The 22,536-nt window shown below is 71.5% G+C and carries 15 protein-coding genes and 1 other RNA gene; 13 read left to right on the top strand and 3 right to left on the bottom strand.

The features are described from left to right. Positions 1–14 precede the first annotated feature (14 nt). Both MFF13_RS00985 and pepN read right to left on the bottom strand, forming a co-directional pair. On the bottom strand, positions 15–2,387 hold the full coding sequence (locus MFF13_RS00985; protein ID WP_147827868.1) for a PAS domain-containing sensor histidine kinase: 2,373 nt from the start codon (positions 2,385–2,387) through the stop codon (positions 15–17). Positions 2,388–2,560: 173 nt separating this feature from the next. Beyond that, complete coding sequence (gene pepN, locus MFF13_RS00990) at positions 2,561–5,176, bottom strand: aminopeptidase N (RefSeq protein WP_238270182.1); 2,616 nt, start codon at positions 5,174–5,176, stop codon at positions 2,561–2,563. A 176-nt stretch (positions 5,177–5,352) separates the two neighbouring features. Between pepN and gloA the strand changes: the two genes are divergently transcribed. The 9 genes from gloA (at position 5,353) to murD (ending at position 16,062) form a co-directional block, all read left to right on the top strand. Continuing rightward, positions 5,353–5,793: a lactoylglutathione lyase gene (gloA, locus tag MFF13_RS00995; protein WP_147753934.1), complete on the top strand. Its 441-nt coding sequence runs from the start codon at positions 5,353–5,355 to the stop codon at positions 5,791–5,793. Positions 5,794–5,926: 133 nt separating this feature from the next. Further along, positions 5,927–6,336, top strand: an RNA gene (gene rnpB, locus MFF13_RS01000) — RNase P RNA component class A. A gap of 537 nt (positions 6,337–6,873) precedes the next feature. Continuing rightward, positions 6,874–7,920 (top strand): 16S rRNA (cytosine(1402)-N(4))-methyltransferase RsmH, encoded by a 1,047-nt coding sequence (gene rsmH / locus MFF13_RS01005; RefSeq protein ID WP_238270183.1) that lies wholly within the window; start codon positions 6,874–6,876, stop codon positions 7,918–7,920. Then, on the top strand, positions 7,917–8,333 hold the full coding sequence (gene ftsL, locus MFF13_RS01010; protein ID WP_147753936.1) for a cell division protein FtsL: 417 nt from the start codon (positions 7,917–7,919) through the stop codon (positions 8,331–8,333). Before rsmH ends, ftsL begins: the two co-directional genes overlap by 4 nt. A gap of 101 nt (positions 8,334–8,434) precedes the next feature. Then, complete coding sequence (locus MFF13_RS01015; protein ID WP_373322466.1) at positions 8,435–10,282, top strand: peptidoglycan D,D-transpeptidase FtsI family protein; 1,848 nt, start codon at positions 8,435–8,437, stop codon at positions 10,280–10,282. Beyond that, on the top strand, positions 10,279–11,742 hold the full coding sequence (locus MFF13_RS01020; RefSeq protein WP_238270184.1) for a UDP-N-acetylmuramoyl-L-alanyl-D-glutamate--2,6-diaminopimelate ligase: 1,464 nt from the start codon (positions 10,279–10,281) through the stop codon (positions 11,740–11,742). The genes MFF13_RS01015 and MFF13_RS01020 overlap by 4 nt, the downstream gene beginning before the upstream one ends. Before the next feature lie 97 nt (positions 11,743–11,839). Beyond that, positions 11,840–13,306, top strand: coding sequence for a UDP-N-acetylmuramoylalanyl-D-glutamyl-2,6-diaminopimelate--D-alanyl-D-alanine ligase (locus tag MFF13_RS01025; RefSeq protein ID WP_147827871.1), 1,467 nt, complete (start codon positions 11,840–11,842; stop codon positions 13,304–13,306). A gap of 89 nt (positions 13,307–13,395) precedes the next feature. Continuing rightward, positions 13,396–14,481, top strand: coding sequence for a phospho-N-acetylmuramoyl-pentapeptide-transferase (gene mraY, locus MFF13_RS01030; RefSeq protein ID WP_147753360.1), 1,086 nt, complete (start codon positions 13,396–13,398; stop codon positions 14,479–14,481). A 204-nt stretch (positions 14,482–14,685) separates the two neighbouring features. Continuing rightward, positions 14,686–16,062, top strand: a complete 1,377-nt coding sequence (gene murD / locus MFF13_RS01035; RefSeq protein ID WP_238270186.1) for a UDP-N-acetylmuramoyl-L-alanine--D-glutamate ligase — start codon at positions 14,686–14,688, stop codon at positions 16,060–16,062. A 55-nt stretch (positions 16,063–16,117) separates the two neighbouring features. Here murD and MFF13_RS01040 read toward each other — a convergent pair whose 3' ends face one another. Next, the gene (locus MFF13_RS01040; protein ID WP_147827873.1) at positions 16,118–17,593 is read right to left on the bottom strand and encodes a methyl-accepting chemotaxis protein; all 1,476 of its coding nucleotides are present in this window, start codon (positions 17,591–17,593) and stop codon (positions 16,118–16,120) included. Between the two features lie 217 nt (positions 17,594–17,810). On the opposite strand from MFF13_RS01040, the gene MFF13_RS01045 reads away from it, so the two are divergent. The 4 genes from MFF13_RS01045 to murB all read left to right on the top strand — a co-directional run bounded on the left by MFF13_RS01045 (position 17,811) and on the right by murB (position 22,506). Then, positions 17,811–18,977, top strand: coding sequence for an FtsW/RodA/SpoVE family cell cycle protein (locus tag MFF13_RS01045; RefSeq protein WP_147753363.1), 1,167 nt, complete (start codon positions 17,811–17,813; stop codon positions 18,975–18,977). Next, positions 18,974–20,083, top strand: a complete 1,110-nt coding sequence (gene murG / locus MFF13_RS01050) for an undecaprenyldiphospho-muramoylpentapeptide beta-N-acetylglucosaminyltransferase (protein ID WP_147753364.1) — start codon at positions 18,974–18,976, stop codon at positions 20,081–20,083. The genes MFF13_RS01045 and murG overlap by 4 nt, the downstream gene beginning before the upstream one ends. Before the next feature lie 69 nt (positions 20,084–20,152). Beyond that, the gene (gene murC / locus MFF13_RS01055; protein WP_147827874.1) at positions 20,153–21,559 is read left to right on the top strand and encodes a UDP-N-acetylmuramate--L-alanine ligase; all 1,407 of its coding nucleotides are present in this window, start codon (positions 20,153–20,155) and stop codon (positions 21,557–21,559) included. After that, positions 21,556–22,506, top strand: a complete 951-nt coding sequence (murB, locus tag MFF13_RS01060) for a UDP-N-acetylmuramate dehydrogenase (RefSeq protein WP_238270188.1) — start codon at positions 21,556–21,558, stop codon at positions 22,504–22,506. Before murC ends, murB begins: the two co-directional genes overlap by 4 nt. Positions 22,507–22,536 lie beyond the last annotated feature (30 nt).

The raw sequence follows: 22,536 nt of genomic DNA on the forward strand, positions 1-22,536 counted from the left end.
CCCGCGGCGCGTCCTCAGGCGCCGGCCGGCTGCGGCTGCCGAACGCTCGCCCCGGAGGCCTCGCGCAGCGCCGCGACGGCCTGCTGCCCGGAATCTTCGGCCGCCGCCGCCGCGAGGCGTTCGCCGGTCGGGCGGGGCAGCCGCACCAGGACTATGGTGCCGACCGTCTCCTCGGAGCGGATGCGCAGGGAGCCGCCGTGCAGCTCGGCCATGGAGCGGGCGATGGCGAGGCCGAGGCCCGAGCCCTTGTGGCTGCGGGTCAGGTTGGTCTCGACCTGCGAGAACGGCGCACCGAGGCGCGCCAGCGCCGCCTTCGGGATACCGATCCCAGTATCCTCGATGAACAGGTGGGCGTGGTCCCCGGCGGCGCGCGCGCGCACCGCGATGCGGCCGTGCCCGGGCGTGAACTTCACAGCGTTCTGCAGCAGGTTGACGAGGATCTGCTGCAGGGCGCGCTCGTCGGCGAGCAGCGCGAGGCCGGGCTGCAAGTCTATGGCGATGTGGAGGTTCTTCTGCCGCGCCGGCTCCGACACCAGCTTCAGCGCCCCGGCGACCGCGGCCTCGACGGCGACCTCGCGGCGCGCGAGGCGCACGCGGTCGGACTCGATCCGCGACATGTGGAGGATGTCGTCGATCATCGAGAGCAGGTAGTCGCCGCTGCCGCGGATGTCAGCGCAGTATTCGGCGTAGCGCGGCGAGCCGAGCGGCCCGTAGAGCTCGCTCGACATCAGCTCGGCGAAGCCGATGATCGCGTTCAGCGGCGTGCGCAGCTCGTGGCTCATGTTGGCCAGGAACTCGGACTTGGCCTGGTTGGCGGACTCGGCCGCCGCCTTCTGGTCGAGGTAGCGCTCGGCGAGGTCGGCGAGTTGCTGCGTCTGCAACTCCAGCGTGCGGCGCGAGCGCTTCAGGTCCTTGACCGTCTCGATCAGCTCGCGCTCCGAGGCAACGAGCTGCTCCTGGTGCCGCTTCAGGTTGGTGATGTCGGTGCCGACGGAGACGTACCCGCCGTCCTTGGTGCGTCGCTCGCTGATCTGCAGCCAGCGGCCGTCGGTGAGTTCCGCCTCGAAGGTACGGGCCGTCGCGCTCGCCGCATCGGTCTCCGGCATCTCCCGCCGGATCTGCGGCAGTACCCCGCGGCCCATCACCTCGTCGTAGCGGCGGCCGACCTGCGCGTCCTCGGGGGAAAGCGCGTGCAGGTGGCGGAACTTGGAATTGCACAGCACGAGACGGTTGCTCGTGTCCCAGATGACGAACGCTTCCGAGATCGCCTCGACGGCGTCGCGCAAGCGCATGTCGTTGGTGGCGCTGGTCTCGGCGAGGTGCTGCTGCTCGGTGACGTCGACGGCGATGCCGACGAGGTGGCGGCCGCCGTCTGTCACGTCCGGCACCACCTCGGCGCGGGTGCGCAGCCAGATGTAGGCGCCGTTCGCCCCGCGCATGCGGAAGGCGTGGTCGACAGCGGTCTGGCTCGCGGCCAGGCCGCGCGCGAGGCTGTAAAGGTCGCCGTCGTCGGGGTGGACCAGGGCGTTGACGTCGCCGAAGGATAGGAACTCGCGCTCGCGGCGGTAGCCGAGCAGCGCGTACATCGAATCCGACCAGTAGATCTGCCCGCGTGGGATGTCCCAGTCCCACAAGCCGCAGGCGCCGCGGCCGAGCGCGGTGTCAAGGCGCCGGCGGATCTGCTCGCAGACCTTGTCGATCGCCTTCGCCCGGCGGCTCTGCAGCCCGTAGGCGAGGCCCACCCCGACGATGACGAGGGCGGCGGCGGCGACCAGGATCGCTTGGTGGCGGGCGCGGCCGGTCCAGCTCGCGGTCAGCGGTCCAAGCGATTGCATCACCGCGATGCGGCTTTCGCCGCCGGGGAGGCGGCGCATCGCCGCGAAGGCGGTCTCGCCGTCGGAGAGTGCTAGGCGCATCACGCCCGCCCGCTCGCCGAGCGTCGAGAGTGCCTCCGACTCGCCGAGCGCATTCTGAAGGGTCTCGGTGCCGGGCGGCAGTGGGGGCCTGGCCGCGACGATCCGGTCGCCTCGTGAGACGAGCATCACACGGCGTCCGGCCGGCAGGGTGCCCGCGGGAAATAGGTCGACGAGGCTCGCCTGGGCCGCCGCGTCGCCGAGGGCGTGGCCCGCCAGCGCTCCGGCCGAGAGGCGGGTGAAGGACTCGAGGTCGGCGCTCGCGGTGGCGAGCAGTTCCTCGCGCTGGGTCTGGAGGTGGAGGGCCGTCAGCCCCGCCAGGCAGGCGAGGAAGGTCGCGAGCAAGGCCGGCACCGCATAACGCAGCCAGGCTTCGGCCTGCACGAAACGGCTCGCCGGCGCGCGCGTCGGCCAGTGGATGCCGAGAATCGTATCCGCACGCGCGGAGAAGGAAGCGGAATCCGCCTCCGGCATGGTCGACCTCGTGCACTGGAAGCGTCCGGGCCTTGCTGCGCCGGCCCCGAATCTGAATTCAATTCATCACTTTCCCGAGTGGTTTTGTCCACGGATTTTTTACAGCGCGGCTTGACTCCAAGCCCCGACTACCGACTCGGAATCAGCAGAGAATCGCCAATGTTAAGCGATGGTTAACCGGCTTCGAGCGTCCGGGCGGCGATGTCGGCCACGTCCCGGGAAAGGGCGGGGATCGCCTTGATCCGGTTGAGGATTTCGGCGGCCTTTTCCCGTCGCGAATTTTCCCACCGCCGCCAGGAAGAAAACGCGGTGAGGAGCCGCGCGGCGAGCTGCGGGTTGATCCGGTCGAGGGCCTCGATCCGCTCGGCGACGAGGGCGAAGCCGGCTCCGTCGGCCCTCGCGAACTGGGTCGGGTTGCCCATTGCGAAGTTGGCGATCAGCGCCCGCACCCGGTTCGGGTTGGTCATGGCGAAGGCCGGGTGCCGGCTCAGCGCCGCGATCCGCGCCGGCGTGCCGTCCTCGGCGATCGTCGCCTGGACGGCGAACCACTTATCGAGGACCAGCGGCTCGTCGGCATAGGTGGCGCCGAAAGCCGAGAGCGCCGCCTCGCGGGCCTCCCCTGGGATCGCCGCGATCACGCCGAGGGCCGCGAGCCGGTCGGTCATGTTGCGCGCCTCGCGAAGCTGGAGGAGGGCGCCTTCGGTGCCGGCCGCCGGGTCCGCGGCGGCGATCAGGTCGAGGCAGGCGTTGGCGAGCGAGCGGCGGCCGGCCGAGGCGGCGTCCGGGCTGTAGGGGGCGTCCTGAGACGCCCGCAGGGCCAGGGCCAGCGCATCGAGGCGCGGGCGCAGCCGCGTGCCCAGCGCTTTCCGAAGGGCGGTTCGGGCCGCGTGGATCGCGTCCGGGTCGAGGTCGGCGGCGATTTCGTTGGCGGCTTCGCCTTCGCCGGGGAGCGACAGCACCAGGGCGGCGAAGGCCGGGTCGGCCAGGGCCTCGCCGTCGAGGAAGGCGCCGAGCGCGTCGGCGAAGGCCTCGCCCGCGCCCGGTGCGGCCGGTTCGAGGATCAGCCGCATCGCGATCCCCTGCGCCGCCTGCCAGCGGTTGAACGGGTCGGTGTCGTGCCGGAGCAGGACGAGGCGCTCGGCGTCGGTCAGGTCGAGTTCAAGCCGCACCGGGGCGGAAAAGCCGCGCAGCACCGAGGGCACGGGCGCCTCGGCGACGCACTCGAACACCACGGTGGCGGTCCCGGTGTCGAGGACGAAGACGCCGTCGGAGACCGATGTCGAAGTCGCCCCGGCGAGGGGGCCGTTCTCGCCGACGAGGCCGAGGGCGACCGGGATCACCAGGGGAGGGCCCGCCGCCTCGAGGCTCTGGCGGAAGGTCAGCGTGTATCGCCGGGCCTCGGCGTCGTAGGCGCGCGTCACCGCGAGGGCCGGCGTGCCGGGGCGCTCGTACCAGCGGGCGAAGGGCTGGAGGTCGCGCCCGGTCACCGCGGCGAAGGCCGCCAGGAAATCCTCGACGGTCGCCGCGGTGCCGTCGTTGTCGGAAAAGTACCGGTCCATGCCGGCCCGGAAGGCGTCGGCGCCGACGAGGGTGCGCAGCATCCGCACGATCTCGGCGCCCTTGTCGTAGACCGTGGCCGTGTAGAAGTTATTGATCTCGGCATAGGCACCCGGCCGGACCGGGTGCCTGAGCGGGCCGGCATCCTCCGGGAACTGCCGGGCGCGAAGGTTGCGGACCTCGCCGATGCGGTGGACGGCGCGCGAGCGCATGTCGGACGAGAATTCCTGGTCGCGGAAGACGGTCAGCCCCTCCTTGAGGCAGAGCTGGAACCAGTCGCGGCAGGTGACGCGGTTGCCCGACCAGTTGTGGAAGTACTCGTGCGCGATGATGCGCTCGATCGCGGCGTAGTCGCCGTCGGTGGCGGTCTCGGGGGAGGCCAGAACGTATTTGTCGTTGAACACGTTCAAGCCTTTGTTTTCCATCGCGCCCATGTTGAAGTCCGACACGGCGACGACGTTGAACACGTCGAGGTCGTAGGCGCGCCCGAACGCCTCCTCGTCCCACCGCATCGAACGGATCACCGCGTCGAGGGCGTAGGCGGCGCGGGGCCCTTTGCCGGGCTCGACGTAGACCGCGACCGCGACCGTTCGGCCCTCCATCGTGGTGAAGTCCTGCGCCACCCGGTCGAGCGCGCCGCCGACGAGGGCGAAGAGGTAGGCGGGCTTCGGGTGGGGATCGTGCCACACGGCGAAGTGCCGCCCGGTGCCGGCGATCTCCCCGGCCTCCACCGGGTTTCCGTTGCCGAGCAGCACCGGGCATTCGGCGCGCTCGGCCTCGATTCGGGTGGTGTAGACCGCCATCACGTCGGGCCGGTCGAGGAAGTAGGTGATCCGGCGGAACCCGTCGGCCTCGCACTGGGTGCAGTAGACGCCGTTCGAGCGGTAGAGCCCCATCAGCTTGGTGTTGGCGGTCGGGTCCACCCGCGTCAGGATCGTCAGTTCGAACGGTCCCTGCGGTGGCGCGTGCAGCGTCAGCCCCGCGGGGCTCGCCGCGTAGGCCTCGGCGGACAGCGGCGCGCCGTCGAGTTCGATGCCGTCGAGCGTCAGGTCGTCGCCGTCGAGCACCAGGGGCGCGCCCGCCCGGCCCGCCGGGTTCGCCCGCAGCGCCAGCCGCGCCGTGATCCGCGTGTCGTGCGGGGCGAGCCGCACGTCGAGGTCGACGCGGTCGATCAGGAAGTCGCTCGGCCGGTAGTCTTCGAGGCGGATCTGGACGGGCGTGTCGGTTCGCATCGGGGCATCGCTCGGCTGGCCGGAGGGGACGTCGAAGGGACGTCGAAGGGGCGTCGAAGGGGCGTCGAAGGGGCGTCGAAGGGGATGTTCGCGGTCCGCCGCGGCGCGGCCGAGCCCGTTGACGGGGTCCGGCCCGGGCCCAGATAGGCCCGCATCAGCGGAGCACGAGAACACCCATGGAATACCTGCACACGATGGTGCGCGTCGCCGACCTCGACAAGGCGCTGGCGTTCTACGTCGACACCTTCGGGCTGAAGGAGGTGCGCCGCATCGACAACGAGAAGGGCCGCTTCACCCTGGTCTTCCTCGCCGCCCCCGGGGACGCGGCGCGGGCCGAGACCACCAAGTCGCCCCTCGTGGAGCTGACCTACAACTGGGACCCGGAGACCTATTCCGGCGGGCGCAACTTCGGGCACCTCGCCTACCAGGTCGACGACATCTACGCCTTCTGCACCCGGCTGAAGGACAAGGGCGTGACCATCAACCGGCCGCCGCGCGACGGGCACATGGCCTTCGTGAAGTCGCCCGACGGCATCTCGATCGAGATCCTGCAGAAGGGCGGCGCCAAGGAGCCGCAGGAGCCGTGGTCCTCCATGGAGAACACCGGGACCTGGTAGCCGGATCGCGACGGTTCGGGGCAAGCCGCACGGCGTGGGCAGACGAGGATTTCGGTCCTGGGCGGCCTCGACGCCTGAACGCGCGGCCGTCCGCTTGACCCGGGCGGGCGATCCGGCCCACATCCGCGCCGGATCAGTCGGCCGGGCGGCCGCTCCGAGCTTCGGCTTGGGGAGGAAAGTCCGGGCTCCATGGAGAGACGGTGCCGGATAACGTCCGGCGGGGGCGACCCCAGGGACAGTGCCACAGAGAGCAGACCGCCCCGGACCGCGAGGTCGCGGGGTCAGGGTGAAAGGGTGCGGTAAGAGCGCACCGCGGACGCGGCAACGCGGACGGCACGGCAAACCCCACCGGGAGCAAGACCGAATAGGGGCGGCGCGCGTCTCCTCGCAGGAAGAGGCGCAGGCCCGCTCTCCAGGCCAGTCGCCCGGGTTGGTTGCTCGAGGCGGTCGGCAACGATCGTCCCAGAGGAATGGCCGCCACGTCCGGATGCGCCTCGGCGCCTCCGGGCCCTACAGAACCCGGCTTATAGGCCGGCTGATCCGCTTCCTGCCTGTCCGGACGCAGAGCCACGGCACCGGCTAAGCCGTTGACGGAGCGTGCCGATCCGCCGCGCGAAGCACGGTCCTGCGGAATATGTGCCGCCGGTCGGCGCATCGCGGCGAAGCTTTCGCCAGCAGACGCGCGCAGGTCCCGAGGATCGCCGGCGCCCGTGCGCCGAACGTCGGCGGGCGGGGCGAAAAATTGACCGTCGGTTAACCTTGCTGAGGTCACATCGGACGTCCGCGATGCGGGTCTTCGCTTGCGTTGACGATCGTCAGAGGCCCATGGTACCCGCCAACATCTCGTCATCGGCGATTTCCGGATCGGCGGACGCCCCCAGCGGCCACGCTCGCCGCGGCCGTGCGGGGATCGTCCGCGCGCGGGCCTTCGGCCACCGCACGAGCGGGATCGCCCAAACCGACCGCGCCGCGTCGCCGCGGCCGGGTGCAGGCAGCCATGAGCCGAACCGTTCCCCCCATCCCCGGCGGGCCGCCTCGGCCGCACGCGGCCCGGCGCCTTCGCCCGAACGGGCCGCGGCGATGACGCGCAAACCCATCGAGAAACCGTGCGGCCCGCACGTCCCGGTGCTGCTCGACGAGGTGCTCGCCGCCCTCGACCTTCCCGGTACGACGCTGGCCGTCGACGGCACCTTCGGCGCCGGCGGCTACACCCGCGCGATGCTCGCCGCCGACCCGGACCTCCGCGTGGTCGGCATCGACCGAGACCCCTCGGCCATCGCCGGCGGCGCGGCGCTCGTCGCCGCGTCGAACGGGCGCCTCACGCTGGTTCCGGGCCGATTCGGCGCCCTCGACGCGCACCTGGCGGATCTCGGCGAGGCGCAGGCCGACCGGATCGTGCTCGATATCGGCGTCTCCTCGATGCAGATCGACCAGCCCGAGCGCGGCTTCTCGTTCCGCAACGACGGCCCGCTCGACATGCGGATGGCCGCCACCGGCCTCAGCGCCGCCGACCTCGTCAACGAGGCCGAGGAGGTGGAGCTCGCCGACATCATCTACCATTACGGCGAGGAACGCCGCTCGCGGGCGGTGGCCCGCACCATCATCGAGGCGCGCCGCCGCGGCCGGATCGAGACCACGGCGCAGCTCGCCGACCTCGTCGCCGGGGTCGTGCGGACCGAGCCCAGCAGCGGCATCCACCCGGCGACGCGGACGTTCCAGGGCCTGCGCATCGCGGTCAACGACGAGCTCGGCGAGCTGGTCCAGGCGCTGCACGCCGCCGAGCGGATGCTGCGGCCGGGCGGGCGGCTCGCGGTGGTGACGTTCCATTCGCTCGAGGACCGCATCGTCAAGCAGTTCTTCTCCGCCCGCAGCGGCCGCGCCGTCCAGGCCTCGCGCCACATGCCGAGCGCGCTGCCCGGCGGCGAGCCCACGGCCGCCCGCAGCTTCACGCCGGTGACCAAGGGCCCGGTGCTGCCCTCCGATTCCGAGACGGCGCGCAACCCGCGCTCGCGCTCGGCCAAGCTTCGCGCCGCCGAGCGCACGGACGCACCCGTGCCGGCGCCGCTCGCCGCGATCCAGGCGCTCGCTGCGCTTCCCGAAGCCCCGCGCGGAGGCGCACGCCGGTGATCCGCCTGCTCAACCTGCTGGCCGTCGCCGGCCTCGTCGCCTCGGCGATCTACGCCTACTCGATCAAGTACGACACGCTCTACCAGGGCGGTCAGGTCTCGAAGCTGAAGGCCGGCCTGCATGCCGAGCGTCAGGCCATCGCGGTGCTGCGCGCCGAATGGCAGCTCTTGACCCGGCCGGACCGGCTGCAGGCGGCGGTGGAGAAGCACCTCGCCCTCGAGCCGATCGGCACCGCCCACCTCGGGCGCCTCGCCGACCTGCCGGCGCGGCCCGAGCGCGGCGACGAGATCGGCCGCCTGCTCGCGGCCACCGCGACGCCGAAGGAGAAGGGGCCGGCCTCCGAGCCCCGCACCACCGGCTCGATCACCCGCACCGTCGTCACGACCCGCACGCCGAACCCGGCATCGAGGTAGTCCCCGTGTCTCAAGACGCCCACGACGCCCGAGAGGCGCACGACGCTCAAGCGGCTCACGAAGCCCGAGACGCCCACTTCGCGGCCGACGACGCGGCCGGCATCGGGCATGCCGCGCCTGAGCCTGCGCACCACGGCGACGCGGACGAGACGCCGGCCGCCGCGCGGCTGGCGATCGAGGAGCCGGTCGTCGCGGCCGAGCCCCGCGTGCATCCGGGCGTGCGCCTGTTCCGGGCGATGTTCCGCCTCGCGATCGAGCGCTCGCACACCCGCGTCGCGCTCGTCGGACTCGCCTTCGTGGCGGTGTTCGGCGCGATCAGCGTGCGGCTGCTGTCGATCGCGATCTTCGGCGCGCCGCCGAGCCAGGAGCACCGGGTGGCGGCCGCGTCCACCACCGCCATTCGGCCCGACATCATCGACCGCAACGGCGAGATCCTCGCCACCGACATCCGTACCGTTTCGGTCTTCGCCGAGCCCGGCAACATCTACGACAAGGACGAGGCGGTGGAACTCCTCACCGCCGTCCTGCCCGAGCTGAACGCGACGGAACTGCGCGCCAAGCTCACCCAGAAGCCCGGCAAGAAGGGCGTCGGCTTCGTCTGGGTCAAGCGCGAGCTGACCCCGAAGCAGCAGGCCGAGGTCCACCGCCTCGGCATCCCCGGCATCGGCTTCCTGCCCGACCACAAGCGCGTCTACCCGAACGGGGTCGCGGCCGCCCACATCATCGGCGCGACCAACCTCGACGGCATCGGCATCGCCGGCATGGAGAAGTACATCGACAACCAGGGCAACAAGGCCCTCAACGACTTCGGCTTCGTCGCCAAGCAGACCGACCTCAAGCCGATCCAGCTCTCCGTCGACCTGCGGGCGCAGTTCGCGGTGCGCGACGAGCTCGCCAAGGGCATCGAGCACTTCAAGGCCAAGGCCGGCGCCTCGATGATCCTCGACGTCCAGACCGGCGAGGTGATCGCGCTGGTCTCGATGCCGGACTTCGACCCGAACAACCCGGTCGACGCCCTGTCCGACGACAAGATCAACCGCATGAACGTCGGCGTCTACGAGATGGGCTCGACCTTCAAGGCGATGACCCTCGCCATGGCGCTGGAATCGGGCAAGTACAACGTCAACTCGACCTTCGACACCCGCGGCGGCGTGCTGAACTGGGGCCGCCAGAAGATCCACGAGTATCACGGCACCAACCGCGTCATCACCATGCCGGAGGTGTTCACCCACTCCTCCAACATCGGCTCGGCCAAGATGGCCCTCGGCGTCGGCGTGCCCGGCCACAAGGCCTTCCTGCGCAAGATGGGCCTGCTCGACCGGATGCGGACCGAGCTGCCGGAATCGGCCATGCCGATCGTCCCGCCGCGCTGGACCGAGATCAACACCATCACCATCGCCTTCGGCCACGGCCTCGCGGTGGCGCCGATCCAGGCGACGGCGGCGGTGGCCGCGATCGCCAACGGCGGCTTCCTGATGACGCCGACCTTCCTCAAGACCGACGTCAAGGAGGCGATGGCCAAGGCGACGACGGTGCTGAGCCCGCAGACGAGCGAGGCGATGCGCTTCATCATGCGCCTCAACGCCGTCGAGGGCTCGGCCAAGAAGGCGGCGATCCCGTACTACTTCGTCGGCGGCAAGACCGGCACCGCCGAGAAGGTGATCGGCGGGCGCTACAACAAGAACCGCCTGTTCACGACCTTCATGGCGGCCGCGCCCATGGACAAGCCGAAATACCTGTTCGTCACCATCATGGACGAGCCCCAGGGACTGCCGGAGAGCGGCGGTTACGCCACCGCCGCCTGGAACTCCGGCGTCGTCACCGGCAAGGTGATCGAGCGCGTGGCGCCGATCCTCGGCCTGCCGCCGCAATTCGAGCCGCCGGCCAAGCCCTTCCCGCTGATGGTCAAGCTCAACGCCTACCACGCCAACATGGTCGGCGGCCCGTGAGCGCGGCGACGCTGGGCGCCCTGTTCCCCGAAGCCGGGGCGGCGGAGGCCGACCGGCCGGTGGCCGGGCTGACCGCCGACAGCCGGAACGTGGTGCCGGGCGGCGTCTTCGTCGCCGTGCCGGGGACGAAGGCCGACGGACGCCTGTTCGCGGCCAAGGCCGCCGCGGCCGGCGCGATCGCGGTGGTCGGTGAGGGCGACCGCCCCGCCGACCTGCCGCCGGCCTGCGCCTGGATCGCCGTCGCCGACCCACGCCGGGCGCTGGCGCTCGCCGCCGCGCGCCTGTCCGGGCGCCAGCCCGCGACCATCGTCGCGGTGACCGGCACCGCGGGCAAGAGCTCGGTCGCCGACTTCGTCCGCCAGATCCTGTCGCGGATCGGGCGCGCGTCCGCCAGCGTCGGCACCGTCGGCATCGTCACCGACCGTGGCGCCGCCTACGGCTCGCTGACGACGCCCGACCCGGTGACGCTGCATGCGACGCTGACGCGGCTCGCCGACGACGGCATCACGGACCTCGCGATGGAGGCCTCCTCGCACGGCATCGAGCAGCGCCGCCTCGACGGCGTGCAGCTCGCCGCCGCCGGCTTCACCAACCTCGGGCGCGACCACCTCGACTACCACGCGACCATCGAGGACTACCTCGCCGCCAAGCTGCGCCTGTTCACGACGCTCCTGCCGGCGGGTGCGCCCGCGATCGTCAACGCCGACGGCGCCTACGCCGACCGTGTCATCGCGGCCGCGACCGCGGCCGGCCACGACGTCCGCACCACCGGCCGCGCCGGCTCCGAGATCCGCCTGCGCGACGCCCGCACCGAAGGCTTCGCGCAGGTGCTCGACCTCGACGGCCGCCACGGCCCGCGCCGGGTCCGCCTGCCGCTGGTCGGCGGGTTCCAGGTGGAGAACGCGCTCGTCGCCGCCGGCCTCGTTCTCGCCACGCCCGCCGGCGCCGCCGACCCCGACGGCGTGTTCGCGGCGCTCGAACACCTCGTCGGCGTGCCCGGTCGCATGGAGCGCGTCGGCGAGGCCGACGGCGCGCTGTGCCTCGTCGACTACGCTCACAAGCCGGAGGCGCTGGAGGGCGTCCTCGTCGCTCTGCGCCCCTTCGCCTCCGGGCGCCTCGTCGTGGTCTTCGGCTGCGGCGGCGACCGCGACCGCGGCAAGCGCCCGATCATGGGGGCGATCGCCGCGCGCCTCGCCGACGCGGTCATCGTCACCGACGACAACCCGCGCTCCGAGGAACCCGCCGCGATCCGCGCCGCCATCCTCGCCGAGGCGCCGGGCGCCACCGAGATCGGCGACCGCGCCGAGGCGATCCGCACGGCGGTGCGCGGGCTCGGACCCGGCGACGTGCTCGTGGTCGCCGGCAAGGGCCACGAAACCGGCCAGATCGTGGGCGACCGGGTGCTGCCGTTCTCGGACCACGCGGTCCTGAGGGCGGCGATCGACGAGTTTTCGCGATGAACGCGTCTTCCCCGAAGCACGACGAAGTCCGCGCCTCTCCCTTCCCCGCAGAGGGGGAGGGGGCTTCGCGTCCGCGCACCGTCAGACCGGAGGCCGCATGAGCCCGAACGCCAAGCCGCTCTGGACGGCGGCCGAACTCGAGGCCGCCACCGGGGGCACGCTTCACGGGTCGCGCGGCGCCGTCGCCGGCGCCTCGATCGACACCCGCACGCTGCAGCCCGGCGACCTGTTCTTCGCGATCAGGGGCGAGGCCCGCGACGGGCACGACTTCGTCCGCGCCGCCCTGGACAAGGGGGCTGGCGCGGCCGTGGTCGCCGCCGACCGCGCGGCGTCGTTCGACGGCCCGGTCCTGGCCGTGCCCGGCGACGGGCCCGATCCGGTCCTCGACGCGATGACGCGCCTCGGCAAGGCGGCCCGCGACCGCACCGCGGCCCAGGTCGTGGCGGTGACCGGCTCGGTCGGCAAGACCGGCACCAAGGAGGCCCTGCGCCACGTGCTGTCGGCGCAAGGGCAGACCCACGCCTCCGTCGCCTCGTACAACAACCACTGGGGCGTGCCGCTGACGCTGGCGCGGATGCCGGCCGACACCCGCTTCGGCGTGTTCGAGGTCGGCATGAACCACCCGCGCGAGATCGTGCCGCTGGTGGCCCAGGTCCGCCCGGAGGTGGCCCTCGTCACCACCGTCGAGCCGGTCCACATCGAGCACTTCGCCTCGGTGTCGGCGATCGCCGACGCCAAGGGCGAGATCTTCTCAGGGCTCGCGCCCGGCGGCGTCGCGGTGATCAACCGCGACAACCCGAGCTTCGCGCGCCTGCACGCCCACGCGCTCGCCTCGCGGGCAGGCCGCATCGTCACCTTCGGCGAGCACGCGGAGGCCGACGTGCGCGCCAGGCGCATCGTGCTGCGCCCCGATCTTTCCGTGGTCGACGCCGTGGTGATGGGCCAGCCGGTGACCTACCAGCTCGGCACGCCGGGCCGGCACACGGCGATGAACTCGCTCGGCGTGATGGCGGTGGTCCACAGCCTCGGCGCGGATCTGGCCCGCGCCGCCCTGTCGCTCGCGGCGCTGCGCCCGCCGGCCGGGCGCGGCGAGCGTACCGCCCTCCAGATCCGCGACGGCGAGGCCTTCCTCGTCGACGAGAGCTACAACGCCAACCCGGCCTCGGTGCGCGCCGCGCTGTCGACGCTGGCCGCGATCGAGACCGGGCCGCGCGGGCGCCGCATCGCCGTGCTCGGCGACATGCTGGAGCTCGGGCCGACCTCGGACGCCCACCATCGCGACCTCGCCGGCGCGGTCGCCGACCACGCGGTCGACCTCGTCTTCACCGCCGGCACGCTGATGAACCACCTGTTCGAGGCGCTCCCGGTCTCGCGCCGGGGCGTCGCCGCCGCGACTTCGGCCGACCTCGTCGAGCCGCTGGCCGCGATCCTGCGGCCGGGCGACGCCGTGATGGTCAAGGGCTCAAACAGTATTCGCATGGGCCGGATTGTCGAGGCGCTCAAAGCCCGCTACGCGAACCCCCCGGTGCGCCGCGACGCGCCGGCCCCGACCGCCGGGCCGTGACCGGCATCTGATCGTCCGCCGAGGCGCCGGGACCGTTCGCGTCCCGTCGGCGCCCTTCTTCGTGTGAGCCAAGCCGCCGAGCCCCCCGGATGCTGTATCTCCTGTCGGACCTGAGCGGCACGCTCTCGGCCTTCAACGTCTTCCGCTACATCACCTTCCGCACGGGAGGCGCGCTGTTCACGGCGGGCCTGTTCGTGTTCTGGTTCGGGCCGCTGATCATCTCGCTGCTGCGCCTGCGCCAGGGCAAGGGCCAGCCGATCCGCGAGGACGGGCCGCAGACCCACCTGCTGACCAAGCGCGGCACGCCGACCATGGGCGGCCTGATGATCCTGGCCGGCGCCATCGTCGCGATCCTGCTCTGGGCCAACCCGCGCAACCACTACGTCTGGATCACGCTCACCGTGACGCTGGGCTTCGGCGCGATCGGCTTCTACGACGACTACCTCAAGGTGACGAAGCAGTCGCACAAGGGCTTCTCGGGCAAGCTCCGCCTCGGGCTCGAGGCCCTGATCGCGATCACGGCCTGCTACGCGATCTCGTACTTCTCGCCGTCCACGCTGCAGAACCAGCTCGCCTTCCCGGTGTTCAAGGACGCGCTCTTGAACCTCGGCTGGTTCTACGTGCTGTTCGGCGGCTTCGTCATCGTCGGCGCCGGCAACGCGGTGAACATGACCGACGGTCTCGACGGGCTCGCCATCGTCCCCGTGATGATCGCCTGCGGCACCTTCGGCGTCATCGCCTACCTCGTCGGCAACTCGTTCACCGCGAGCTACCTTCAGGTGAACTACGTGCGCGACACCGGCGAGCTCGCGGTGGTGGCCGGCGCGGTGATCGGGGCGGGCTTAGGCTTCCTCTGGTTCAACGCGCCGCCGGCGCAGATCTTCATGGGCGACACCGGGTCGCTGGCGCTCGGCGGCCTGCTCGGCGTCGTCGCGGTGGCGACCAAGCACGAGATCGTCCTGGCGATCGTCGGCGGCCTGTTCGTCCTCGAGATCATGTCGGTGATCATCCAGGTCGCGTCGTTCAAGCTGACGGGCAAGCGCGTCTTCCGCATGGCGCCGATCCACCACCACTTCGAGCAGAAGGGCTGGAAGGAGCCGCAGGTCGTGATCCGCTTCTGGATCATCGCCGTGATCCTGGCGCTCGCCGGCCTGGCCACGCTCAAGCTGCGGTGACCTGTGGTAGAAGTCGGCTCCGCAACGCCACTCCCACCCCGACCCTCATCCTGAGGTGCGCACGCGAAGCGGGCGCCTCGAAGGAGCCCTCCAGAAACTTCGGTGCGGTCTGGAGGGCTCCTTCGAGGCCCGCTGACGCTGGCACCTCAGGATGAGGGGGAGGGTTGGGACGAGCCCCGATCGCCGACCGGTTCCGAGTTTCCGATGACCCCAATCACCACCTTCGCCGGCCGCGCGGTCGCCTTGTTCGGCCTGGGCGCCTCCGGCCTCGCCACCGCGCTCGCCCTCAAGGCCGGCGGCGCGCAGGTCGTCGCCTGGGACGACAACGCCGACGGCGTCGCGAAGGCGGCCGGGCAGGGGATCGAGACCGCGGACTTGCGCGGGGCCGACTGGTCGGGCTTTTCGGCGCTGATCCTCTCGCCCGGCGTGCCGCTGACCCATCCGGCGCCGCACTGGACCGTCGCGCTCGCCAAGGCGGCCGGCATCGAGGTCGTCGGCGACATCGAGCTGTTCTGCCGCGAGCGGCGCGCCCTGGCGCCGGGGGCGCCGTTCGTCGCGATCACCGGCACCAACGGCAAGTCGACCACCACGGCGCTGATCGCCCACATCCTGCGCACTGCCGGCCGCGACGTGCAGATGGGCGGCAACATCGGCACCGCGATCCTCTCGCTCGAGCCGCCGGCAACGAATCGCATCCACGTGGTCGAGCTGTCCTCGTTCCAGATCGACCTGACGCCCTCGCTCGATCCGAGCGTCGGCGTGCTCCTCAACATCACGCCCGACCACCTCGACCGCCACGGCACCTTCGCGCAATACGCCGCGATCAAGGAGCGGCTGATCCAGGGCTCGGACCAGGCCGTCGTCGGGATCGACGACGGGCCGAGCCGCGCCATCGCCGACGGGTTCGCCGAAGGCGGCGCCGACCGGTCGACGCGCATCCACGTGCCGCGCGACGCCGCGCTCACCGCCGACGCCGTCACCGTGCGCGACGGGATCGTCTCGGACCGCGACGGCGCGCCGCTCGCCGACGTGTCGGCGATCCGGTCGCTGCGCGGCGCGCACAACTGGCAGAACGCGGCCGTGGCCGTGGCGGTCGCCCGCGCCCTCGGTCTTGCGGCCGACGCGATCCAGGCCGGGCTCGCGAGCTTCCCCGGCCTGCCGCACCGGATGGAGGAGGTTCGGGTCCGCGGGCCGGTGCTGTTCGTCAACGATTCGAAGGCGACCAACGCCGACTCGACCGAGAAGGCGCTGACCGCCTTCCGCGACATCCACTGGATCCTCGGCGGCAAGGCGAAGGACGGCGGGATCTTCCCGCTCGTCCCGTACTTCGAGCGCATCGCCCACGCCTACCTGATCGGTGCGGCCTCCGACGCCTTCGCCGCCACCCTGGAGGGCGCCGTGCCCTACACCCGCTGCGAGACCCTGGACGTCGCCGTGAAGGCGGCGGCCGAGGGCGCGGCGGCGTCGGGTGCGCCCGAGCCGGTGGTGCTGCTCTCGCCGGCCTGCGCCTCCTACGACCAGTTCCGCAGCTTCGAGCAGCGCGGCGACGTGTTCCGAGAGCTCGTGCGCGCGCTGCCCTGAGCCGCCGCTTCGAGGCGCGCCAGCTCGCTGCGCGCCTCGTGCCGGACGTGTGGCCCTACCGGGCCAGCACGCTGGCCGCCTCGCGCGTCGTCGTGACCGCCACGGAGACCTCCGTCACCGAGGCCGAGATCGTGCTGATGTTGGCGGTGATCGCCGCCACGGCCTGGGCCGCGGCCTGCATGTTCTGCGACAGGTCGCGCGTGACGATGCTCTGCTCCTCGACCGCGCTCGCCGTCGCGACGACGTTCTCGCGCATGATGTCGACCGAGCCGCTGATCGAATCCAGCGCGCCGACCACCTCGCTCGACAGGCCCTGCAGGCCGTTGATCTCGGCACCGATCTGCTCCGTCGCGCGGGCGGCCTGGTTGGCGAGGTTCTTGACCTCGTTCGCGACGACCGCGAAGCCACGTCCGGCTTCTCCGGCGCGCGCCGCCTCGATGGTGGCGTTGAGCGCGAGCAGGTTGATCTGCGCGGCGATCGACTGGATCAGGCCGACGATGCCGGTCATCGACCCGGCAGCCTCCGTGAGGCGCTGGGTGAACCCGCCGGCCGCCTGGACCCGTTCGAAGGCGGCGTCGGTCGCGCTGCGCGAATGTCCCATGCTCTGGGAGATCTCGGCGACGGAGGCGGCCAACTCCTCAGACGCCGCCGCCATCATCGCCACGTTGCTCGAGGTCGTCTCCGCGGCGGCGAAGGCCGCGCCGGACCCGTCCGCCGAGCGGCCGATCGCCTGGTCGATCTCGGTGAAGTTGCGCTCGATCAGCCGGCGAAGGTTGGCCAGCAGCATGACCTGGTCGGTGACGTCGGTGGCGAACTTCACGACCTTGTAGGGGCGGTTCGCGGCGTCGAAGATCGGGTTGTAGGTCGCCTGGATCCAGACCTCGCGCCCGCCCTTCGCGATGCGCTTGTACTGCGCCGCCTGGTACTCCCCACGCTTCAACGCCGCCCAGAACGCCGCGTACTCGGCGCTCTGCCGGTAAGCCGGCTCGACGAAAATGCTGTGCGGGCGCCCGCGAACCTCCGACAGGTCGTAGCCCACCACTGCGAGGAAGTTCGCGTTGGCATCGAGGACGGTGCCGTCGAGATCGAAGGCGATCACCCCTTGCGCCTTGTCGATCGCCGCGATCTGGCCCGCCCGGTCGGCATCCTCGGCCTTCTGGCGCGTGATGTCGGTGGCGAACTTCACCACCTTGTAGGGCTTGCCGTTCCGCCCGATCATCGGGTTGTAGGAGGCCTCGATCCAGAGGTCGCGGCCGCCCTTCGCCATCCGCCGGAACTGGCCTGCGCTGAACGCGCCGGTGCGCAGTCGATCCCAGAACGCCTTGTACTCCGCCGAGTCCCGGTACTGCGGGTCGACCAGCATCGCATGCGGCTGCCCGACGAGTTCGGGAAGCGTGTAGCCGACGGCCGCAAGGAAGTTCGCGTTGGCGTCGAGGATTCGGCCCGACAGGTCGAACTCGATCACCCCCTGGACGCGGTCGAGGGCGGCGAGCTTGGCGGCGGCTTCGACGGTCTTGCGTGCGGCGAACATGGGCGGATCGTCCCGGCGTGGCGACTCGGAAGGAGGCGCCGTCGTGAGTGCAATTCAAGATTGCAATTTCGCCGTTAATATTTCGTATTCACTACGGATCGGCTGGCGGGCCGGGCCGCCTGGCGGGTTTGGCAAGGATGCCTTTACCATTCGCGGACAGGATCGCTCCCGACCGTCGCGTGCTCCTGCGCGACCGCTCGAAGGTCGTCGCACGCCCATGATGTCCCGCGCGGAACGCACGCCCCTGACCGACTGGTGGTGGACGGTCGACCGCGGCCTGCTCGCGGCCTTGGCCGCCCTGATGGTCGCCGGCCTGGTCTTCCTGATGGGCGGCGGCCCGCCGGTGGCCGAGCGCATCGGCCTGCCGACCTTCTACTTCCTCAACCGCCAGGCGATGTACCTCGCCCCGACGATCGGGTTGATCTGCGCGGTGTCGTTCCTGAGCCTGCGCGGCATCCGCCGGCTCGCGCTCGGCACCTGGCTCGTCGGCGTCGCCCTGTGCCTGCTCGCCGGCAAGTTCGGCCCGGAGATCAAGGGTGCCCACCGCTGGATCCAGTTCGGCTCGTTCGGCCTGCAGCCCTCGGAGTTCGTGAAGCCCGCCTTCGTCATCGTCGCCGCCTGGGCGTTCTCGGAAGGCGCGCAGCGCCGCGACATGCCGGGCGGGTTCCTCGCGATCCTGCTCCTGCCGATCACCATCGTGCCGCTGCTGCTGCAGCCCGATTTCGGGCAGACGATGCTGATCACGCTGGTGTGGTGCGCCCTGTTCTTCGTGGCCGGCCTGCACCTGATCTGGGTGGCGGTGCTCGGCGTCCTCGGCCTGACCGGGGTGTTTGCCGCCTACACGTTCTTCCACCACGTGCGCGAGCGCTTCAACCGCTTCCTCGACAAGGATTCCGGCGACAGCTTCCAGACCTTCTGGTCGCAGGAATCGTTCCGCTCCGGCGGGTGGTTCGGCACCGGCCCGGGCGAGGGGATCGCCAAGCGCCACCTGCCCGACGCGCATACCGACTTCATCTTCTCGGTGACCGGCGAGGAATTCGGCGTCCTGGTCTGCCTCTGCCTCGTCGCTTTGTTCGCCTACATCGTGCTGCGCGGGCTCAAGCTCGCGCGCCGCACCGACGACACCTTCTCGAGGCTCGCCATCACCGGTCTGATCACCCTCTTCGGCCTCCAGGCCTGCATCAACATGGCGGTGAACACCCAGCTCATGCCGGCCAAGGGCATGACGCTGCCGTTCGTCTCCTACGGCGGCTCGTCGCTGATCTCGCTGGCGCTGGGCATGGGCTTCCTCGTGGCCCTCACCCGCAAGCGCCCGCGCACCACGATGCTGAGCCAGAAGCCTCCCGGCACCGCGCCGGCCACCGTCGCCGGGGTGATGCGGTGACGGTGTTCACGCCCACCATCCTGCTCTGCGCCGGCGGCACCGGCGGCCACCTGTTCCCGGCCGAGAGCCTCGCCCACGCGCTCCGCGCCCGCGGCATCCGCGTGGTGCTCGCCACCGACGCGCGGGTCGATTCCATCGCGGGCGGCTTCCCGGCCTCCGAGGTCGTCACGATCACCTCGGCGACGCCGTCGGGCCGCTCGATGCTGCGCCGGGCCGGCGCGGTGCTGACGCTGGGCCGCGGCTTCGCGGAGGCCGCCAAGGCGGTCAAGCGCATCAACCCTGCGGCGATCGTCGGCTTCGGCGGCTACCCGACCGTGCCGCCGATGCTCGCCGGGCAGATCCTGCGGGTGCCGACCATCATCCACGAGCAGAACGCGGTGATGGGCCGGGCCAACGCCTTCCTGGCGCGCGGCGCCCGCACCATCGCCACCGGCTTCAAGGAGGTCCGCGGCGTCCCCGACAAGGCGCGCGCGCCGCGCATCCACACCGGCAACCCGCTGCGCCCGGCGGTGATCGAGGCCGCCAAGGTCGCCTACCCGCCGCTCGGGCCGACGGACGTCCTGCACCTCCTCGTCTTCGGTGGAAGCCAGGGCGCGCGGGTGATGGGCGAGGTCGTGCCGAAGGCCCTGGCGCAGCTGCCGGCTGCCTTACGCGCCCGCCTGCACCTCGTGCAGCAGGTCCGCCCCGAGGACCTGACCGCGGTGCAGAACGACTACCTCGCCATGGGGCTCGCCGGCCTCGAGGCGGCGCCGTTCTTCAAGGATTTGCCCGGGCGGATGGCGGCGAGCCACCTCGTGGTCGCGCGCTCGGGCGCCTCGACGGTCTCGGAGCTCGCCGCCATCGGCCGCCCGTCGATCCTCGTGCCGCTGCCCGGAGCCCTCGACCAGGACCAGGCGGCCAACGCGGCGACGCTCGCCAAGATCGGCGCGGCGCTGGCGATGGCCCAGACCGCGTTCACGCCGGACCGCCTCACCGCGGAACTCGTCGACGCCTTCGAGAATCCTCAAAAATTGACCGCGGCGGCCGACGCGGCGAAAAGCGCCGGCATCCACGACGCCGCCGAGCGGCTCGCCACAGTGGTCGTCGACACGGCCGCCCGCACCTGAGTCTTCCGGGACGCACGCCTCGGCGCAGTCCCGCCATCGAACGGTTCTTCCTATGAAACGGTTCTTGCCATGAAGCTGCCCGACAAGCTCGGTCCCATCCACTTCATCGGCATCGGCGGCATCGGCATGTCCGGCATCGCCGAGGTGATGCACAACCTCGGCTACACGGTTCAGGGCTCCGACGCCTCCGACAACGCCAACGTGCGGCGGCTCGCCGACAAGGGCATGAAGACCTTCGTCGGCCACGCCGCCGGCAACGTCGAGAATGCCGGCCTCGTCGTCGTCTCCACCGCGATCCAGCGCGACAACCCCGAGCTGATGGCCGCCCGCGAGGCCCGGCTCCCGGTGGTGCGCCGCGCCGAGATGCTGGCCGAGCTGATGCGCTTCAAGTCCTGCGTCGCCATCGCCGGCACCCACGGCAAGACCACGACGACCTCCCTCGTCGCGACGCTGCTCGACGCCGGCGCCATGGACCCGACGGTCATCAACGGCGGCATCATCAACGCCTACGGCACCAACGCCCGCATGGGCGAGGGGGAGTGGATGGTGGTGGAGGCCGACGAATCCGACGGCACCTTCCTCAAGCTGCCGGCGGACGTCGCCATCGTCACCAACATCGACCCCGAGCACCTCGACCATTTCGGCTCGTTCGACGCGGTGAAGGACGCCTTCCGGCGCTTCATCGACAACATCCCGTTCTACGGCTTCGCGGTGATGTGCATCGACCATCCCGTGGTCCAGGACATGGTCGGCCACATCGAGGACCGGCGCATCATCACCTACGGCGAGAACCCGCAGGCCGACGTGCGCCTGATCGACGTGGACCTCCGCGGCGGCCAGAGCCGCTTCCGCGTGATGATCCGCGACCGCCGCCCCGGCTTCCGCATGGAGATGGAAGACCTCGTCCTGCCGATGCCGGGCAAGCACAACGCGCTCAACGCCACCGCGGCGCTGGCCGTCGCCCACGAGCTGGGCGTGTCCCCGGAGGCGATCCGCAAGGCGCTCGCGGGCTTCGGCGGCGTCAAGCGCCGCTTCACCCGCACCGGCGAGTGGAACGGCGCGCAGATCTTCGACGATTACGGGCACCATCCGGTGGAGATCAAGGCGGTGCTCAAGGCCGCCCGCGCCTCCACCGAGGCCAAGGTGATCGCGATCGTGCAGCCGCACCGCTACTCGCGCCTCGCCTCGCTGTTCGACGACTTCTGCACCTGCTTCAACGACGCCGACACGGTCATCGTCGCCCCGGTCTACGCCGCAGGCGAGGCGCCGATCGAGGGCATCGACCGCGACGGCCTCGTCGCAGGCCTGCGCTCCCGCGGCCACCGCGACGCGCAGGCGCTGGAGCGTCCGGAAGACCTCGCCGGCATGGTCGCCGCGCACGCGATGCCCGGCGACTACGTCGTCTGCCTCGGCGCCGGCAACATCACGCAATGGGCCTACGCCCTGCCGGCGGAGCTGGCGGCGCTGAAGCCGTGACTGTCGCCTTCCCCGACATCACGCCCGCGATCCGCGCCGGCGCGCCGAACCTGCGCGGTCGGCTGCTGGCGAACCCGTCGCTGGCCGACCTGACGTGGTTCCGCGTCGGCGGGCCGGCGCAGGCGCTGTTCACGCCCGCCGACGAGGAGGACCTGGCTCACCTCCTGGCCGGGCTCGACCCCGAGATCCCGGTGACGGTGATCGGGCTCGGCTCGAACCTGATCGTGCGCGACGGCGGCATCCCCGGGGTCACGATCCGGCTCGGCGGCAAGGCCTTCGGCGCGGTGGAGATCGACGGCGACACCTTGCGCGCCGGCACCGCCGTGCCCGACATGCGGCTGGCGAAGGCCGCGGCCGAAGCCTCGCTCGACGGGCTCGCCTTCTTCCGCGGCATCCCGGGCTCGGTCGGCGGGGCGCTGCGCATGAACGCCGGCGCCCATGGCGGCGAGACCACCGACGTGCTCGTCGAGGCCCGCGGCGTCGACAGGCGCGGCGCGCTTCGCCGCTTCACCCACGAGGCGATGGGCTTCACCTACCGTCATTCGGCGGCGCCCGAGGACGTGATCTTCACGAGCGCGCTGTTCCGCGGCCGCCCCGGCGACCGCGCTGCGATCGAGGCGGAGATGGCGCGGGTGACCGAGGCCCGCGAGGCGGCCCAGCCGATCCGCGAGCGCACCGGCGGCTCGACCTTCAAGAACCCGCCGGGCGGCAAGGCGTGGCAGCTCGTCGACGCCGCCGGCTGCCGCGGGCTGACGCGGGGCGGCGCCCAGGTCAGCGAGATGCACTGCAACTTCCTGATCAACCGCGACGGCGCCACGGCGGCCGACATCGAGGGGCTCGGCGAAGAGGTGCGGCGGCGGGTGCACGAGACCAGCGGGGTCGCGCTGCACTGGGAGATCAAGCGGATCGGCGTCTCCGCCGACGGCTCGACGCCGACCTTCACCTGAGATCCGTTCGTCTTCCTTCGATACGCGCCA

The sequence above is a fragment of the Methylobacterium cerastii genome (assembly GCF_022179125.1).
GTDB classification, from domain to species: domain Bacteria; phylum Pseudomonadota; class Alphaproteobacteria; order Rhizobiales; family Beijerinckiaceae; genus Methylobacterium; species Methylobacterium cerastii.

Bases quoted from the DNA above. Each gene is read 5' to 3' on its own strand.
- MFF13_RS00985 (WP_147827868.1), bottom strand. From the start codon at position 2,387: ATGCCGGAGGCGGATTCCGCTTCCTTCTCCGCGCGTGCGGATACGATT.
- pepN (WP_238270182.1), bottom strand. From the start codon at position 5,176: ATGCGAACCGACACGCCCGTCCAGATCCGCCTCGAAGACTACCGGCCG.
- gloA (WP_147753934.1), top strand. From the start codon at position 5,353: ATGGAATACCTGCACACGATGGTGCGCGTCGCCGACCTCGACAAGGCG.
- rsmH (WP_238270183.1), top strand. From the start codon at position 6,874: ATGACGCGCAAACCCATCGAGAAACCGTGCGGCCCGCACGTCCCGGTG.
- MFF13_RS01025 (WP_147827871.1), top strand. From the start codon at position 11,840: ATGAGCCCGAACGCCAAGCCGCTCTGGACGGCGGCCGAACTCGAGGCC.
- mraY (WP_147753360.1), top strand. From the start codon at position 13,396: ATGCTGTATCTCCTGTCGGACCTGAGCGGCACGCTCTCGGCCTTCAAC.
- murD (WP_238270186.1), top strand. From the start codon at position 14,686: ATGACCCCAATCACCACCTTCGCCGGCCGCGCGGTCGCCTTGTTCGGC.
- MFF13_RS01040 (WP_147827873.1), bottom strand. From the start codon at position 17,593: ATGTTCGCCGCACGCAAGACCGTCGAAGCCGCCGCCAAGCTCGCCGCC.
- MFF13_RS01045 (WP_147753363.1), top strand. From the start codon at position 17,811: ATGATGTCCCGCGCGGAACGCACGCCCCTGACCGACTGGTGGTGGACG.
- murC (WP_147827874.1), top strand. From the start codon at position 20,153: ATGAAGCTGCCCGACAAGCTCGGTCCCATCCACTTCATCGGCATCGGC.